The following is a 14,180-nucleotide window of genomic DNA, read 5'->3' on the forward strand; positions in this document are numbered from 1 at the left end:
CCCCAAGTCAGTCGCGCATGGCACGACTCTACAGGTCGCGTGCCTTCAACCAGCCATCGATCGTGGCCGGCACTTCGCGCTGGGCGCGGCCGGACACGTAGATCCCAATGTGGCCACCGCGGAAACTGGACTCGGTGTAGTCGTCCGTGCCCAGGCGCCCACGCATCGCGCGCGAGGCGTCCGGCGGCACCAGATGGTCCTGCTCGGCGTAGATGTTCAGCACCGGCAAGGTCACCTGCGACAGATCCACGGCTTCCTCGCCGATCCTTACCGTGCCCTTCATCAGGCCATTGGCCTGATAGAACTGCTTGATGAAATCGCGGAACGCCTCGCCCGCCAGGTCCGGCGAATCGAAGATCCATTTTTCCATGCGCAGGAAGTCCTCCAGCGCCGCCTTGTCATCGAGGATATCGAGCAGGCCGACGTACTTCTGCACGTTCAGGCGGAATGGCTTGAGCATCAGGTAGCTGGCATTCATCAGGTCGGCCGGTATGTTGCCCAGCGTATCCACCAGCAGATCCACATCCACCTGCCGGGCCCAGTGCGAGAGCATGTTGTCGGCCGTCTGGAAATCGACCGGGGTGACCATGGTGATCAGCTTGCCCAGCTTCTGCCGGCGCAACGCGGCGTAGCACAGCGCGAACACGCCACCCTGGCAGATGCCGAGCAGGTCGACCGCGCCGCCACTGCGCACGCGCAGTGCATCCACTGCACCATCGATATAGCGCAGCAGATAGTCCTCCAGCGTCTGGAAGCGCTCCGAGCGATCCGGGTAGCCCCAGTCCAGCACGTACACGTCCTGCCCGAGCGCCAACAGCTTCTGCACCAGCGAGCGGTCGGCCTGCAGGTCGACCATGTACGGCCGGTTGACCAGCGCGTAGACGATCAGCAGCGGCGTGCGCCGGGTCGGCGCCTGCTCGCCGACAAAGCGGTACAGCACCACCTTGCCGTCGCGCCAGACTTCCTCTCGCGCGGTCACGCCATAGTCCACGTCTTCCACCTGCGGCAGCAGCTTCAGCCCCTCCATCAGCTTGCGCTGCATCGCCAGGGTTTCCTGCATCAGGTCGTCGGCGTTGAAGCCCAGCGGTCCCTTCATCGGTCACGCGCCCGTGCGGAGGTGCGAGATGCGGACTTTTTCGCTGGCGTCTTTTTCGCTGGCGTCTTTTTCGCAGGCGCCTTCCTTGTCGGCGCGGCCTTCTTCGCGGCCTTGCGCGCGGCAGGCTTCACTTTTGCCGGCGCCGGCTGCGCCACCGGATCCACCTCGGCGGTTCCAGCCAGCACCGCCACCTGTGCCTGCAGGCGGCGCAGGCTGCGCTCCAGCTCGGCGATGCGGCGGTGTGCGGCATCCATCTCGCTGCGGGTCGGCAGGCCGATACGTTCACTCATCTGTTCCACCTCGCGCTGCAGGCCGGCACGCAGGCGCATCTGCGCGTTGCCCAGCGCGGCGTACACCTGCTGGAACGGTTCGGACATGGCGACCTTGGCGTAGGCCTCCTCGGCCACTTCGATCCACAGGTCGAACATCGCGCGGGCGCTGGTCAGCTGGCTGCCCGGCTGTTCGTGCTCGGCCAGGCGCTGCTCGAACAGCGCAAAGGCCTCGTCCAGTGCCCGCTTGATCTGGTCAACATAAGCGCGCGAATGCTGCTGGTACTCGTCCTGCGCACGCAGCAGGGCCTGCCAGCGCGCCTGGTGCTCGCGGCCGGGGCCGAATGCCGGGCTCTGCAGCCATGGGCCCGCCTGCAGCTGGAACTGCTGCAGCCATGCGGCGAATTCAGGTACTGCGGCACCGGCGTGGGTGCTGCCGCGGGCGCCCTGCAGCATCCATTGCAGCATGCCGTCGCCCTGGCCCTGCACCGCCTCGCGCCAGGCCTGGGCCACATCGGCACTGCTGGCGTCGCGGCCGGCAAACCGAGCGGCGACCTCCTGCATGGTGCCGTACCAGCTGCCCGCCTGTTCGCGGAACCGGCGCACGGCATCTTCCGGCGCGCCGGGCGCCTGTTCGGGCAACAGCTGGCCCCACCAGTCGAACAGCCGCTGCCAGCTGCCCGGGTCGTCGCCCGCCGGTGCGCCGGGAGCACCCGCATGGCGCAGGGCATCGCCCCAGGCGCCGAAATACTGCCGGGCCAGGGTCTCGAAATCGCTGCTGCCGGCGTCGTGGGCCGAGCTGGTCATCGCAGGCCTCCGCAGGGCTGGCTCATGGCTTGGGAATGCGCAGGGTCTTGCTGATCATCAGCGACCCGGACAGCGCGAACAACAGCACCATCGGGTGCAGCTGCCAGGGTCCGATCTGCCACTGGCCGAACCAGATGTTCTGGCCGATGGCATCGGTGCCGGCGGCGATCGCCAGTACGATCACCAGCACCAGGCTGGTCGGGATCGGGGTGCCCTCGAAATACGTGACCTTGCCCTCGTCGCCGGTCATTGCCTCGGCAGTGACGTTGTAGCGTGCCAGGCGGCTGACGCCGCAGCAGACGAAGTAGCTCAGCACCAGCCAGTCCCAGCCACCCTGCATGCCACAGGCATAGGCCAGCGCCGCTGGGGCCACCCCGAAGGAAATCACGTCGGACAGCGAGTCCAGCTCGCGGCCCAGGGTGGAGCTGGACTTGCGCCAGCGCGCGATGCGTCCATCAAGGGCGTCGAAGATGAAGGCCAACGGGATCAGCGCCATGCCGAACAGCAGGTAGCCGCGCTCGCCATCCTGCAGGAAGCGCATCGCGGCGAAGACCGCACCGGTGCCGCAGAAAGCATTGGCCAGGGTGAACCAGTCGGCCAGCTGGAATTCGCGCAGCATCGAGAAATGACGTTTCATGGGGTCTCACGGAGCATCAAGGCCCACAGGTTACCGCGAGCGCCGCCGCTGGCGACAGCGCCGGCCGGTCCCACCCTTCACTGCACCCTCACCCGCCCTCACCGGCGGTGAATTTTTCGCCACCCATCTTGACAGCCTAGGGGGGTGGCGCCTGTCGCGGCTTATCCACAAAGTTGCCCACGCGTAATCCACACCCCCTGTGGACAACCAGATCTCACCGACTGCGACACTGGACATTTCCTCATCACGCTGACGCGGGGTTTCCCTACTTCCCAAGTTGCAGGGTCGGCGCTATGGTCACCGGCGGGCCCGCCGCCGCCACGTCCGATTCCTGGTGACGGACGATGATGATGCCGGATGCTTTCATCCTGGCCGCGCAGCTGCGAAGTCCCCAACCGCGCCGCTGCACTGGCGGTCAACACCTTGTGCTTGTACTTCCACCTGCTGCTGGCGCAGCTCCGCTGAAGTGGTAGAGCCGGCCGCTGGCCGGCTGCCCCTGCCATTCCGGAGTGCCGGCCAGCGGCCGGCACTACCCAGCGTGCACCCGCCGCCACCGGGCGAAACACATCGCCTGCATCACCAGCATCGCCAACAACCCCAGCGGCCACGCCCGCCACACGCCGGCCAGCCCGTGCTGCGCCTGCATCCACATCGCCAGCGGCAGCTCCACCAGCAGCACCGCTGCCATGCCCAGCAACGCTGGCAACCATACCGTACCGCTGCCGCGCATCACCCCGACCAGCACCGCACTGACTCCCATCGCCAGCACGCCCCACACCACAGTGCGCAGCTGCAACGCAGCCAGGTCGCGCACGTCGGCTGCCGCCAGGATCAGCCCGGTCAGCCAGGGTGCCAGCGACATAACCAGCACCACCACCAGGCTCAGCGTCGCCAGCCCCAGCAGCACGCCAGTCCGGGCGATGGCCGGCAGCCGTGCCGTACGCCCGGCGCCCATCGCATGCGCCGCGAGGATGGTGGCGGTGATCCCAAGGGACATTGCCGGCAACTGCACCCAGCTCATCAACTGGTTGACCGCACCGTAGGCGGCCGTGGCCGTGTAGCCATAGCGGTTGATCCAGCCCAGCAACACGATTTCGGCGACGGCCAGGCTGAGCATCTGCAGCGAGGACGGTAGGCCGATGCGCAGCATCGATCGGATGATCGCGCCATCGAAACGAATGGCATGCACCAGCTCATGGCCCGGTGCCAGGGGATGTCCTGCCCGATGCCAACGCCACAGCAGCCAGCCCAGGGCCAACAGCGAGGCAATCGCCGCCGACACCGCCGCACTGGCCGATCCCAGCTGCGGCAGGCCGGCCCAGCCCAGGATCAGCAGCGGCGTGCACAGCATACCCACCGCCGTGGCCAGCAGCAGCGCATGCAGCGGCGTCTTCGCATCGCCTACTGCGCGGCTCACGGCAGTGGCCAACCACAGCAGGAAGAACGCCGGCGCCGCCAGCAGCAGCACGCGCGCGTAGACGATGGACTCACCGAGGATCGGTGCCGGCGTACCCAGTGACATCAGAAGCTGTGGTGCGAAACCGCTCCCCAGGGCCATCACCAGCACCGACAACAGAAGGATCAGCGCCACCGCACTGCCAGCCACCGCGCGCACCTGCTGCGGCCGACCCGCGCCCCAGGCCTGCCCGATCAGCACCATCGCGCCGGTCGCCAGGCCCATCACCAGGGCCAGCAGCAGGAAGAAGACCGGGAAGAACGCAGCGGCCACGGCCACCGCCTGGGTCCCGAGCAGATGGCCGAGGAAGAGGTTGTCCAGCGTGCCTGCGGCCAGCTGCAGCGCATTGGTCAGCAGCATCGGCAGCAGCAGGGCCAGGTAGGTGCGCCACAGAGGCGGCGCGACCGGGGGCGTGGGATCTACAGGGGAGTTCATGGGGTTCTCTGGGCAAGGCGCTGCCCTGCCCGGCGTTTCCACCCGCAAAGCAAGCACAGGGGACCGGGCCGTGGCCCGCGATCAGGTGGCGCCGCCGCTCAACGACGGCGCGATGGTTCAGCCGTCAGCGCTGTCGAACGCCAGACGCAGGGCGTGGTCACGCACATCCCTGGGCCAGGAATGCAGCACCGCTTCAAGGCCCGCACGGTCGTGCGCGAACAGCACGCGGATGGCCTCCTCGAAGCCCGGCAGGTCACCGGCGATGGTCTGCAGGAAGTGATAGGCGCGCTCGGCATCGCGACGCCGGCGGTCCTTGTCCGCACTGGCGCGGCTGGCCGCCTCCACCAGTTTTCGCAATGCCACCGAGGCCCCGCCCGGCTGCTCTGCCAGCCACGCCCAGTGGCGCGGCAGCAGGGTCACTTCGCGCGCTACTACGCCCAGCTTGGGGCGGCCACGGCCACGCGGGGTCGCCGCAGCGTCTTCGGCAGTGACCTCGGCATCCGTCTCCATGACAGGAAACGCTGCGCTTACCCGCGACAGCAGTTCTGCATCACTGCCGCGCGTATCGAAATCGCGGGTGCGACCGGTCGCGTTGTCGAACACCAGCAATGGTCCGGCCGCGTTGCTGGCGCGCAGCCGCTTGAGCGCCAGTGCGGCCATTTCCGGGCTGCCGGAAGCAACGAGGCGATGGCCGTCGAAACAACTGAAGGGAGGGAGTCGGGACGCAGGCATGGCAATGGCATCAGAGGTGATGCGCGAATATTGCCCGGGTAATTTATGGCCGTCAATATTGCCCGGGTATTAATCGACCGAAAGAGCCTGCCAACCAAGGTTGGCACCCACCGGAATGGTTGGCACCTCCCCGATTCGCCGGGTCACAGCCGGCTGTAGGACCAGCTGACCATGCGGCCGTCCTTGTACGGCATCACGCCGTGGAACGGGCGCGGGTCGGCGTCGAACACCAGCGGCAGGAAGTTGCGGTCGCCCTCCCACATCGGCAGCGTGTCCAGCTTGTCCAGATCCACCCACTCCAGCGTGCCTTCGTGGTTGCCGCCGTGCGGGGTGCCTTCGAAGCTGTCGATGACGAACACGAAGCCCAGCCAGTCTTCGCCGTGCTTGCCGAAACCGGGCCAGCTGAGAGTGCCGCGCAGGCGCATGCCGGTGCAGTCGATGCCGGCTTCCTCGGCAATCTCGCGGCGCATGCTGGCCGCCACGTCCTCGTCCGCTTCGATCTTGCCACCCAGGCCGTTGTACTTGCCGAGGTGATGGTCACCGGGGCGCGTATTGCGATGGATCATCAGCACCTGGCGACGATCGGGCGACAGCACATAGCCCAGGGTGGCGACGATCGGGGTGTACGGCATGGGGCGGCATCCAGCGGCAGGTCAGCCCTGGATTATGGCCGATCAGCGCACCAGCGACAGGCGGCGCTCGGCAGGCGCACCGGCGCCATCGGGGTCACGGCGCAGCGTGGCGACGCCGTGGCCGCGCTCGGCCAGGTATTCCAGCCACTTGCCGAGGAAGGTGTTCATCCGCATGCGGTGGCTGATCAGTTCCGCTGGTGGCGGGTACAGGCCCATGGTGTCCTGCCAGCGGCGGCCGACGTAGCAATGGGTGGTCTCGGCCTGGCGCGCGTCACGGTACAGGCGGACATAGGCCGAGGGATCCGGCTCGCCGGTGACCGGGTCGGCAATGTCGTAGGTCAGCCGCAGTTCCACCGTGTAGCGGTGGCACTCGATCACGTCCAGGCGGACATCCAGGCCGTCACCGATCGAGGAAATGTAGCTGCCCGCCGCCAGCCCCGCCGGTTCGAACAGGCGCACCAGATGGCGGTAGTTCTCCGCGTACAGGCCCATGAGCCAGCTCAGCCGGCTCAGGCGGGGAATGCGTTCGGTACGGGGCAAGGCTCGGGCCATGGGTCGATCCTACACGTTGGTGCTTCAACGTGGGGGCGCCTCAAGCCACAGCCAACCCGTCGGTCGCTTTCATCGTGGTAGTGCCGGCCGCTGGCCGGCAGCCCCGCAGCGCGGGAGTCGCTGCCACGGCGGTAGTGCCGGCCGCTGGCCGGCAGCCCCGCAGCGCGCCGGAACGGATCAATACAGCTCGCGCTGCAGCCCCAATGTGGCCAGCACCTTGCTGGAAATCTCTTCGATCGAGGTGTGGGTGGTGCTCAGGGTCGGGATCCGCTCCATGCGGAACATGGTCTCGGCCGCGGCCACCTCCCGCTTGCAGGTGTCCAGGTTCGCGTAGCGCGAGTTCGGACGGCGCTCCTGGCGGATCTGCTGCAGGCGGTCCGGGTCGATGGTCAACCCGAACAGCTTGCGCCGGTAGTTGCGCAGGCGCGGCGGCAGGCGATCACTTTCCAGGTCCTCGTCGGTCAACGGGTAGTTGGCCGCGCGCACCCCGTAATGCAGGGCCAGGTAGATGCAGGTGGGCGTCTTGCCAGCGCGCGACACCGCTACCAGGATCACGTCGGCGTCGTCATAGTTCACCGCGATGCCGTCGTCATGGGTCAGGGCGAAGTTCATCGCGTTGATGCGCCGGTGGTACGTGTCGAAATCGACCATGCCGTGGGCCTGGCCGACCCGGGCCAGACGCGGGCTGGCCAGTTCGCGCTCCAGCGGCTCGATGAACGGCGCGAACACATCCAGCATCAGCGCCCCGCTGTCGGCCAGGATCAGGCTCAGGCTCTGGTCCACGCAGGAGTTCACCACGATCGGCCGAACCTGGTAGCGCTCCCCCGCCGCCTGGATCCGGGCGCAGGCTTCACGCGCTTTTTCAGGGTCGTCGACAAACGACATCCGATCGGTAATGAAGCTGAACCCGGAGAACTGGGTCAACAGGCTATGCCCAATGGTTTCAGCGGTGATACCGGTTCCATCGGAAACGTAGAACACCGGACGGATGGTCGACATGCGCGCTTTTACCCCCTACGAAGCTTAAAAAGGCCGCCAGCACAAGCTTGTGCCGACGGTGCTCTGCCCGGCATCATATCGGCTTCTTCCTACGGACGCGGCCACTCAGCCCGCCTCGGGCGATGGCCAAACGGAGCATCGCGCTTGAACGAGAACATCCTGTGGTTGCACGAACTGCGTCTGGCCGATCTGGCCCGCGTAGGCGGCAAGAATTCGTCCCTGGGCGAGATGATCGGCAACCTGGCCGGTCTGGGCGTTTCGGTGCCGGGCGGTTATGCCACCACCGCTGAAGCCTTCAAGGACTTCATCGCGCACAACGACCTGTCCAAGCGCATCTTCGACAGGCTGGCCACGCTGGACGTCGAGGACGTCAACGCGCTGACCGCCGCCGGCAAGGAAATCCGCAGCTGGGTGATCGATGCCCCGCTGCAGCCGCAGCTGGACCAGGACATCCGCACCGCCTACGCCAAGCTGAGCGCCGAGAATGGCGGCGGCGACGTGGCCGTGGCCGTGCGTTCGTCCGCCACTGCCGAGGACCTGCCGGATGCGTCCTTCGCGGGCCAGCAGGAAACCTTCCTCAACGTGACCGGTGCCGACGACGTCGTGCACAAGGTCAAGGAAGTGTTCGCCTCGCTGTACAACGACCGCGCCATCGCCTACCGCGTGCACCACGGCTTCAAGCATGAAGACGTGTTCCTGTCCGCCGGCGTGCAGCTGATGGTGCGTTCGGGCGTCGGCTCCTCCGGCGTGCTGTTCACCCTGGACACCGAGTCCGGCTTCCGCGACGTGGTGTTCGTCACCTCCTCGTTCGGCCTGGGCGAAATGGTCGTGCAGGGCGCGGTCAATCCGGACGAATACTACGTCTACAAGCCCACCCTGCAGGCCGGCAAGCCGGCGATCCTGCGCCGCTCGCTCGGCAGCAAGGCGATCCGCATGGTGTACTCGGATGTCCCCGGTGAGCGCGTCCGTATCGAAGACACCCCGGCCGAACTGCGCAGCACCTTCTCGATCAGCGACGAGGACGTGCAGGAACTGGCCAAGCAGGCGCTGGTCATCGAAAAGCACTACGGCCGCCCGATGGACATCGAGTGGGCCAAGGACGGTGTCAGCGGCAAGCTGTTCATCGTGCAGGCGCGCCCGGAAACGGTGAAGTCGCGCAGCCATGCCACCCAGATCGAGCGCTTCGCGCTGACCGAGAAGGGCGGCAAGGTGCTGGCCGAGGGCCGTGCCGTCGGCGCCAAGATCGGTTCGGGCGTGGCCCGCGTGGTGAAGACGCTGGACGACATGAACCGCGTGCAGCCGGGCGACGTGCTGATCGCCGACATGACCGACCCCGATTGGGAACCGGTGATGAAGCGCGCCTCGGCCATCGTCACCAACCGCGGTGGCCGCACCTGCCACGCCGCGATCATCGCGCGCGAGCTGGGCGTGCCGGCCGTGGTCGGTTCGGGCAACGCGACCCAGGTCATCGAAGATGGCCAGCTGGTCACCGTCAGCTGCGCCGAAGGCGATACCGGCTTCATCTACGAAGGCAAGCTCGGCTTCGAACGCACCACCACCGATCTTGGCAACATGCCGCCGGCGCCGCTGAAGATCATGATGAACGTGGCCAACCCGGAACGTGCCTTCGACTTCGGCCAGCTGCCGAACGCCGGCATCGGCCTGGCCCGCCTGGAAATGATCATCGCCAGCCACATCGGCATCCATCCGAATGCGCTGCTGGAATACGACCGCCAGGACGCCGCGACCAGGAAGAAGATCGACGAGAAGATCGCCGGCTATGGTGATCCGGTCAGCTTCTACGTCGATCGCCTGGCCGAAGGCATCGCCACCCTCACCGCCTCGGTCGCGCCGAACCCGGTGATCGTGCGCCTGTCGGACTTCAAGTCCAACGAGTACGCCAACCTGATCGGCGGCAGCAACTACGAGCCGCACGAAGAGAATCCGATGATCGGCTTCCGCGGCGCCAGCCGCTACGTCGACCCGAGCTTCTCGGCCGCCTTCGCGCTGGAGTGCAAGGCCGTGCTGCGCGTGCGCAACGAAATGGGCCTGGACAACCTGTGGGTCATGATTCCGTTCGTGCGCACCCTGGAAGAAGGCCGCAAGGTCATCGAGGTGCTGGAACAGAACGGCCTGAAGCAGGGCGAGAACGGCCTGAAGATCATCATGATGTGCGAAGTGCCGTCCAACGCACTGCTCGCCGATGAGTTCCTGGAGATCTTCGACGGCTTCTCGATCGGCTCCAACGACCTGACCCAGCTCAGCCTGGGCCTGGACCGCGACTCGTCGATCGTCGCGCACCTGTTCGACGAACGGAACCCGGCAGTGAAGAAGCTGCTGTCGATGGCGATCAAGGCCGCACGCGCCAAGGGCAAGTACGTTGGCATCTGCGGCCAGGGCCCGTCCGATCACCCGGATCTGGCCGAATGGCTGATGCAGGAAGGCATCGAGTCGGTGTCGCTGAACCCGGACACCGTGGTCGATACCTGGCTGCGCCTGGCCAGGCTGAAGGCCAACGGCTGATGCCGTGATGGGCTGACGTCGCTTTCATCGACGTCCGCCCATACTGCTGCTGCACGCAAGCCCCGCCTCTGCGGGGCTTGCTGTTTCTGGCGTCCACGCACGCCCTGCCCCACGCAGACATCGCTACGCAGCAAAGGACTTCCGCATGATCGCCGCCGCACCTCCCGCCCCTGCCGCAACGCCCTGGTTCCACTCGCTCAACTGGGAGCGCCTGCTGGAAACCTACGGTGTGCCGTTACTGGCCGCCATCGTGGTGCTGCTGGTGGGCCTGTGGGTGGCGCGTCGCCTGTCCAATGCGATGCCGCGCGCCACAGCGCGCTTGGGCGTGGACCCGATGCTGGGCAGCTTCCTGCGCAACGTGGTGTACGCCGCGTCGCTGGTGATCGTGGTGGTGCTGGCCATCGGCACGCTGGGCGTGCAGATCACTCCGCTGCTGGCCGTGCTCGGCACCGCTGGCCTGGCCGTTGGCCTTGCCCTGAAGGATTCGCTGTCCAACATCGCCTCGGGCGTGATGCTGGTGACGCTGCGGCCGTTCCGCGTCGGCGATGTGGTCACCGTTGCCGGACAGACTGGCACGGTGCGCGAAGTGCGCATTTTCCAGACCGTCATCACCGGTGCCGACAACCAGCACACCACCATTCCGAACACGCTGATCACCGCCGCACCGATCATCAACCTCACCGCCGAGCCGACCCGCCGCGTCGAACTGGTGATCGGCATCGGCTACGAAGACAACATCCAGCTGGCACGCGACACCGCGCTGGCGTTGATGAAGGCCGACCCGCGCGTGCTGCAGACGCCGGCACCGGACGTGGTGGTGTACGAGTTGGGTGCGCACGCGATCAACCTCGGCATCCGTTGCTACGTGAAGTCGGCCGACTGGTTCGGCACCAAGGTCACGCTGCTGGAGCAGCTCAAGCTGGGCTTTGACAAGGCCGGCATCAACATCCCGTACCCGCAGCAGGACATGCACCTGTACCTGCATGGAAAGGATGGCGGTGTGGTCGAGGCGGACGCGCTGGTGCGCGACAAGCCCTGATCCATCCCCGGGATGCCGGCCAGCGGCCGGCACTACCCCCGCCCCTGACTGAAATGCCGGCCAGCGGCCGGCACTACCCTGCCCCGCGCATCCCGGTAGTGCCGGCCGCTGGCCGGCACCACCCCATCTCCATACACCGGTAGTGCCGGCCGCTGGCCGGCAGCCTTCAGGATCAGGCCGCGACGCTCTCTTCCAGCGTCGGGTAATCGGTGAAGCCGATCGCCCCGCCACCGAAGAACGTCGCACGATCCGGCGGATTCAGTTCCGCACCCAGGCGCAGGCGCTCAGGCAGATCCGGGTTGGCAATGAACGGGCGACCGAAGCCGATCAGGTCGGCCCAGCCTTCAGCCAGTGCCTGCTCGGCACGTTCGGCGGTGTACTTGCCGGCATAGATCAGCGTACCCGGGTAGACCATGCGCAGCGCCTGCTTGAACGCCACCGGCATCAACGGTGCATCGTCCCAGTCGGCCTCGGCGATGTGCAGGTAACCCACCTCCAGTTCGCCCAACAGGTGGGCTGCCGCCAGATAGGTCGCCTGCGGCGTATCGTCCACCGCGCCCTGCAGCGTGGTCAGTGGCGCCAGGCGCACGCCGACGCGATCACCACCGACCACCGCAACCACCGCCTGCACCACCTCGCGCAGGAACCGCAGGCGGTTCTGCAACGCGCCGCCATAGCCGTCGGTGCGCTGGTTGGCCTGCGAGTCGATGAACTGGTTGATCAGGTAGCCATTGGCACCGTGCAACTCCACGCCATCGAAGCCTGCGTCCAGCGCGTTGCGTGCCGCCTGGGCGTAGTCGGCGACGATGCCCGGAATCTCGTCTTCGCGCAGCGCGCGCGGCATCGAATGCTGGATCATTTCGCCCACCCCGGCTTCGGGACCTGCCCCGGTCGGGTCGACGAACACCTTCACGCCTTCCGCCAACAACGCCGACGACGACACCGGCGCGGCGCCACCCGGCTGCAGCGCCACGTGCGAGACCCGGCCGACATGCCACAGCTGGGCGTAGATGCGACCACCGGCAGCGTGCACGGCATCGGTCACCCGACGCCAGCCGTTCACCTGGTCCGGGCTATGGATGCCCGGGGTCCAGGCATAGCCCTGGCCCTGCGGGCTGATCTGGGTGCCTTCGCTGACGATCAGGCCGGCGCTGGCGCGCTGCGCGTAATAGGCGGCCATTTCGGCAGTGGGCACGTTGCCGGCCGACGAGCGCGAGCGGGTCATCGGCGGCATCACGATGCGGTTGGGCAGCGTCAGTGCGCCCAGATGATGAGGAGTGAACAGCATGGCAGCGATCTCTTGCGGGAGGAGTGCCGCAAAGAATGGGGATGGCGCCCGCCGGGCAACAGGCACGCACTGGCAAAACAGTTGTTCCCCCACGGCAAGGATCACCCTGTACGAGGTCTCATCCACGCATGGCGTGGATCTACTCCACCCTTGGCTCGATCTTTACCGCACCGTGTGCCACGCGGTCATAGCAGGCGCGCACCACATCTTCCCCGTACTTCAACTCCAGCCGCCGCACGATGAAGTGACCACGCGCCATGTCCTGGTAGTAGTCGGTGAACATGGTGTTAAGCGTTGCACCCGCGGCGGCACCGACGATCGGCACCGCCTGCGCGGCAAACTTCTCGGTAACGACCACGCCAAAGCGCGCCGCCACCTTCTCCACCATCTTCGCCAGCAGCTTGCCGGCTTCCTTCGGCGCCACGCCCAGGGTCAGGTCGCGGCCAGTCACCACCCGCCCGGCCAGCTCGGCCGACAGGTGGCGCATCACATCGGTGGTGAAGCCGCGGGCCAGGTAATAGCCCGTCTCGCTGGCGTCATCACGCGGCGAGTTGCCGCCCAGCGCGAACACCTCCAGGCACGCCTGGCGGGTGCTGAACTCGGACAGGTCAAACCCCTCGCTGCGGGCGACGTCGGCCACAGCACGCATCATGATCGTGGTCGACACCGGCAACTCGATGAGCAAGGCGGCAAAGCCGAAGGCGCCGCCTACCGCACCGGAGGTGGCTGCCGCCAGTTTGTGCCAGCGGGTCGACGCTCCCTTGCCGGGCGAGTTGTCCATGCTCCACAGGGCTGCCTGCGCCGACTTGGACAGTGCCGCCTGCACCGCACCGTGGATGCGGTTGGAGACCGAGCTGGGCAGCGCCTTCACCGCGAATTCCAGCGGCGTGCCGACCAGGTTGGCCATGCGCGCGGTCAGGGTCGGCGCTTCCAGCAGGGCCACCGCGCGCTGCAGGTCGGACCAGTCGCGGGCGTCATGGGCGATGTCGCGGGGGAGCAGGATGGGCTCGTTCATGGCGCCGATCTTAGCGCCCGGAAGTTGAACGGTTCGTCGCGGGTCACGACAGAGAGGGCGAATCCGGCGCCTTGCCGGCCAGCGGCCGGCACTACCGATCAAGGCGTCGAAAGCCCCGACAGCGCGCCCATGAACTGGCGGTAGTGGCGCAGCTCGGCGATCGAATCGTGCACGTCGCTCAGCGCGGTGTGGTTGCTGTTCTTGCCGACGCCGGCGGCCACGCTCGGCGCCCAGCGCTTGGCCAGTTCCTTCACCGTGGACACGTCCAGGTTGCGGTAGTGGAAGTACTTCTCCAGCCGCGGCATCTGGCGGTGCAGGAAGCGGCGATCCTGGCAGATCGAGTTGCCGCACATCGGCGAAAGGCCGGCCGGGATCCACTGCGCCAGGAAGTTCACCGTCTGCACTTCGGCCTGGCCCAGGGTGGTGGTGCTGTCCACCACGCGCTGCCACAGGCCCGAACGACGGTGCTGGTTACGGTTCCACTCATCCATCGCTTCCAGCGTTTGCAGCGGATGGTGGATGGCAAACTCGGGGCCTTCAGCCAGCACATTGAGCTGGGCATCAGTGACCACGGTGGCGATCTCGATGATCGAATCGTTGTCGGTATCCAACCCGGTCATTTCCAGGTCGATCCAGATCAGCCGCTCGTTGGCCGCGCCGTTGTCCGCCATGTGTCGCCTCGTTGCTGGGCAGGCGCGCG

The 14,180-nt window shown here is 66.9% G+C and carries 13 protein-coding genes; 2 read left to right on the forward strand and 11 right to left on the reverse strand.

Annotation, left to right across the window (positions count from 1 at the left end; all coding sequences use genetic code 11):
• Positions 1 to 28 precede the first annotated feature (28 nt).
• From phaC to ACMGRF_RS10260, 8 genes are all read right to left on the reverse strand, one after another.
• Positions 29 to 1,096, reverse strand: a complete 1,068-nt coding sequence (gene phaC / locus ACMGRF_RS10225) for a class III poly(R)-hydroxyalkanoic acid synthase subunit PhaC (protein ID WP_049416746.1) — start codon at positions 1,094 to 1,096, stop codon at positions 29 to 31.
• Entirely contained in the window at positions 1,093 to 2,172 is a 1,080-nt protein-coding gene (gene phaE / locus ACMGRF_RS10230; RefSeq protein ID WP_414485200.1) for a class III poly(R)-hydroxyalkanoic acid synthase subunit PhaE, read from the reverse strand. The genes phaC and phaE overlap by 4 nt, the downstream gene beginning before the upstream one ends.
• Positions 2,173 to 2,194: 22 nt before the next feature.
• Positions 2,195 to 2,809: a CDP-alcohol phosphatidyltransferase family protein gene (locus tag ACMGRF_RS10235; protein ID WP_019660264.1), complete on the reverse strand. Its 615-nt coding sequence runs from the start codon at positions 2,807 to 2,809 to the stop codon at positions 2,195 to 2,197.
• A 529-nt stretch (positions 2,810 to 3,338) separates the two neighbouring features.
• Positions 3,339 to 4,700, reverse strand: coding sequence for an MATE family efflux transporter (locus ACMGRF_RS10240; protein ID WP_180881129.1), 1,362 nt, complete (start codon positions 4,698 to 4,700; stop codon positions 3,339 to 3,341).
• A gap of 117 nt (positions 4,701 to 4,817) precedes the next feature.
• On the reverse strand, positions 4,818 to 5,432 hold the full coding sequence (locus ACMGRF_RS10245; protein WP_180881130.1) for a DUF2239 family protein: 615 nt from the start codon (positions 5,430 to 5,432) through the stop codon (positions 4,818 to 4,820).
• A 143-nt stretch (positions 5,433 to 5,575) separates the two neighbouring features.
• Positions 5,576 to 6,064, reverse strand: a complete 489-nt coding sequence (locus tag ACMGRF_RS10250; RefSeq protein ID WP_005417168.1) for an NUDIX hydrolase — start codon at positions 6,062 to 6,064, stop codon at positions 5,576 to 5,578.
• Between the two features lie 42 nt (positions 6,065 to 6,106).
• Positions 6,107 to 6,616: a DUF1249 domain-containing protein gene (locus ACMGRF_RS10255; protein ID WP_032954273.1), complete on the reverse strand. Its 510-nt coding sequence runs from the start codon at positions 6,614 to 6,616 to the stop codon at positions 6,107 to 6,109.
• 177 nt (positions 6,617 to 6,793) lie between these two features.
• Positions 6,794 to 7,615, reverse strand: a complete 822-nt coding sequence (locus ACMGRF_RS10260; protein WP_005417170.1) for a pyruvate, water dikinase regulatory protein — start codon at positions 7,613 to 7,615, stop codon at positions 6,794 to 6,796.
• A 144-nt stretch (positions 7,616 to 7,759) separates the two neighbouring features.
• On the opposite strand from ACMGRF_RS10260, the gene ppsA reads away from it, so the two are divergent.
• Both ppsA and ACMGRF_RS10270 read left to right on the forward strand, forming a co-directional pair.
• The gene (gene ppsA / locus ACMGRF_RS10265) at positions 7,760 to 10,138 is read left to right on the forward strand and encodes a phosphoenolpyruvate synthase (RefSeq protein WP_099495529.1); all 2,379 of its coding nucleotides are present in this window, start codon (positions 7,760 to 7,762) and stop codon (positions 10,136 to 10,138) included.
• A gap of 145 nt (positions 10,139 to 10,283) precedes the next feature.
• Positions 10,284 to 11,177 carry a mechanosensitive ion channel family protein gene (locus ACMGRF_RS10270; protein WP_414485201.1) on the forward strand — a complete coding sequence of 298 codons (894 nt, stop codon included), beginning with the start codon at positions 10,284 to 10,286 and terminating at the stop codon, positions 11,175 to 11,177.
• A 172-nt stretch (positions 11,178 to 11,349) separates the two neighbouring features.
• On the opposite strand, the gene ACMGRF_RS10275 is transcribed toward ACMGRF_RS10270, so the two are convergent.
• The 3 genes from ACMGRF_RS10275 to orn form a co-directional block, all read right to left on the reverse strand.
• On the reverse strand, positions 11,350 to 12,465 hold the full coding sequence (locus tag ACMGRF_RS10275) for an alkene reductase (protein ID WP_099486505.1): 1,116 nt from the start codon (positions 12,463 to 12,465) through the stop codon (positions 11,350 to 11,352).
• A 139-nt stretch (positions 12,466 to 12,604) separates the two neighbouring features.
• Positions 12,605 to 13,480 (reverse strand): EcsC family protein, encoded by an 876-nt coding sequence (locus ACMGRF_RS10280; RefSeq protein ID WP_049415102.1) that lies wholly within the window; start codon positions 13,478 to 13,480, stop codon positions 12,605 to 12,607.
• A 98-nt stretch (positions 13,481 to 13,578) separates the two neighbouring features.
• Positions 13,579 to 14,151 carry an oligoribonuclease gene (orn, locus tag ACMGRF_RS10285; RefSeq protein WP_180880665.1) on the reverse strand — a complete coding sequence of 191 codons (573 nt, stop codon included), beginning with the start codon at positions 14,149 to 14,151 and terminating at the stop codon, positions 13,579 to 13,581.
• Between the last annotated feature and the right edge of the window lie 29 nt (positions 14,152 to 14,180).

Source organism: Stenotrophomonas sp. EMP41, assembly GCF_047495535.1.
Taxonomy (GTDB): Bacteria; Pseudomonadota; Gammaproteobacteria; order Xanthomonadales; family Xanthomonadaceae; genus Stenotrophomonas; species Stenotrophomonas sepilia.

What these genes read in the sequence shown, in the direction of transcription:
- phaC (WP_049416746.1), bottom strand. Translation starts at nt 1,096, where the DNA reads ATGAAGGGACCGCTGGGCTTCAACGCCGACGACCTGATGCAGGAAACC.
- phaE (WP_414485200.1), bottom strand. Translation starts at nt 2,172, where the DNA reads ATGACCAGCTCGGCCCACGACGCCGGCAGCAGCGATTTCGAGACCCTG.
- ACMGRF_RS10235 (WP_019660264.1), bottom strand. Translation starts at nt 2,809, where the DNA reads ATGAAACGTCATTTCTCGATGCTGCGCGAATTCCAGCTGGCCGACTGG.
- ACMGRF_RS10240 (WP_180881129.1), bottom strand. Translation starts at nt 4,700, where the DNA reads ATGAACTCCCCTGTAGATCCCACGCCCCCGGTCGCGCCGCCTCTGTGG.
- ACMGRF_RS10245 (WP_180881130.1), bottom strand. Translation starts at nt 5,432, where the DNA reads ATGCCTGCGTCCCGACTCCCTCCCTTCAGTTGTTTCGACGGCCATCGC.
- ACMGRF_RS10250 (WP_005417168.1), bottom strand. Translation starts at nt 6,064, where the DNA reads ATGCCGTACACCCCGATCGTCGCCACCCTGGGCTATGTGCTGTCGCCC.
- ACMGRF_RS10255 (WP_032954273.1), bottom strand. Translation starts at nt 6,616, where the DNA reads ATGGCCCGAGCCTTGCCCCGTACCGAACGCATTCCCCGCCTGAGCCGG.
- ACMGRF_RS10260 (WP_005417170.1), bottom strand. Translation starts at nt 7,615, where the DNA reads ATGTCGACCATCCGTCCGGTGTTCTACGTTTCCGATGGAACCGGTATC.
- ACMGRF_RS10270 (WP_414485201.1), top strand. Translation starts at nt 10,284, where the DNA reads ATGATCGCCGCCGCACCTCCCGCCCCTGCCGCAACGCCCTGGTTCCAC.
- ACMGRF_RS10275 (WP_099486505.1), bottom strand. Translation starts at nt 12,465, where the DNA reads ATGCTGTTCACTCCTCATCATCTGGGCGCACTGACGCTGCCCAACCGC.
- ACMGRF_RS10280 (WP_049415102.1), bottom strand. Translation starts at nt 13,480, where the DNA reads ATGAACGAGCCCATCCTGCTCCCCCGCGACATCGCCCATGACGCCCGC.
- orn (WP_180880665.1), bottom strand. Translation starts at nt 14,151, where the DNA reads ATGGCGGACAACGGCGCGGCCAACGAGCGGCTGATCTGGATCGACCTG.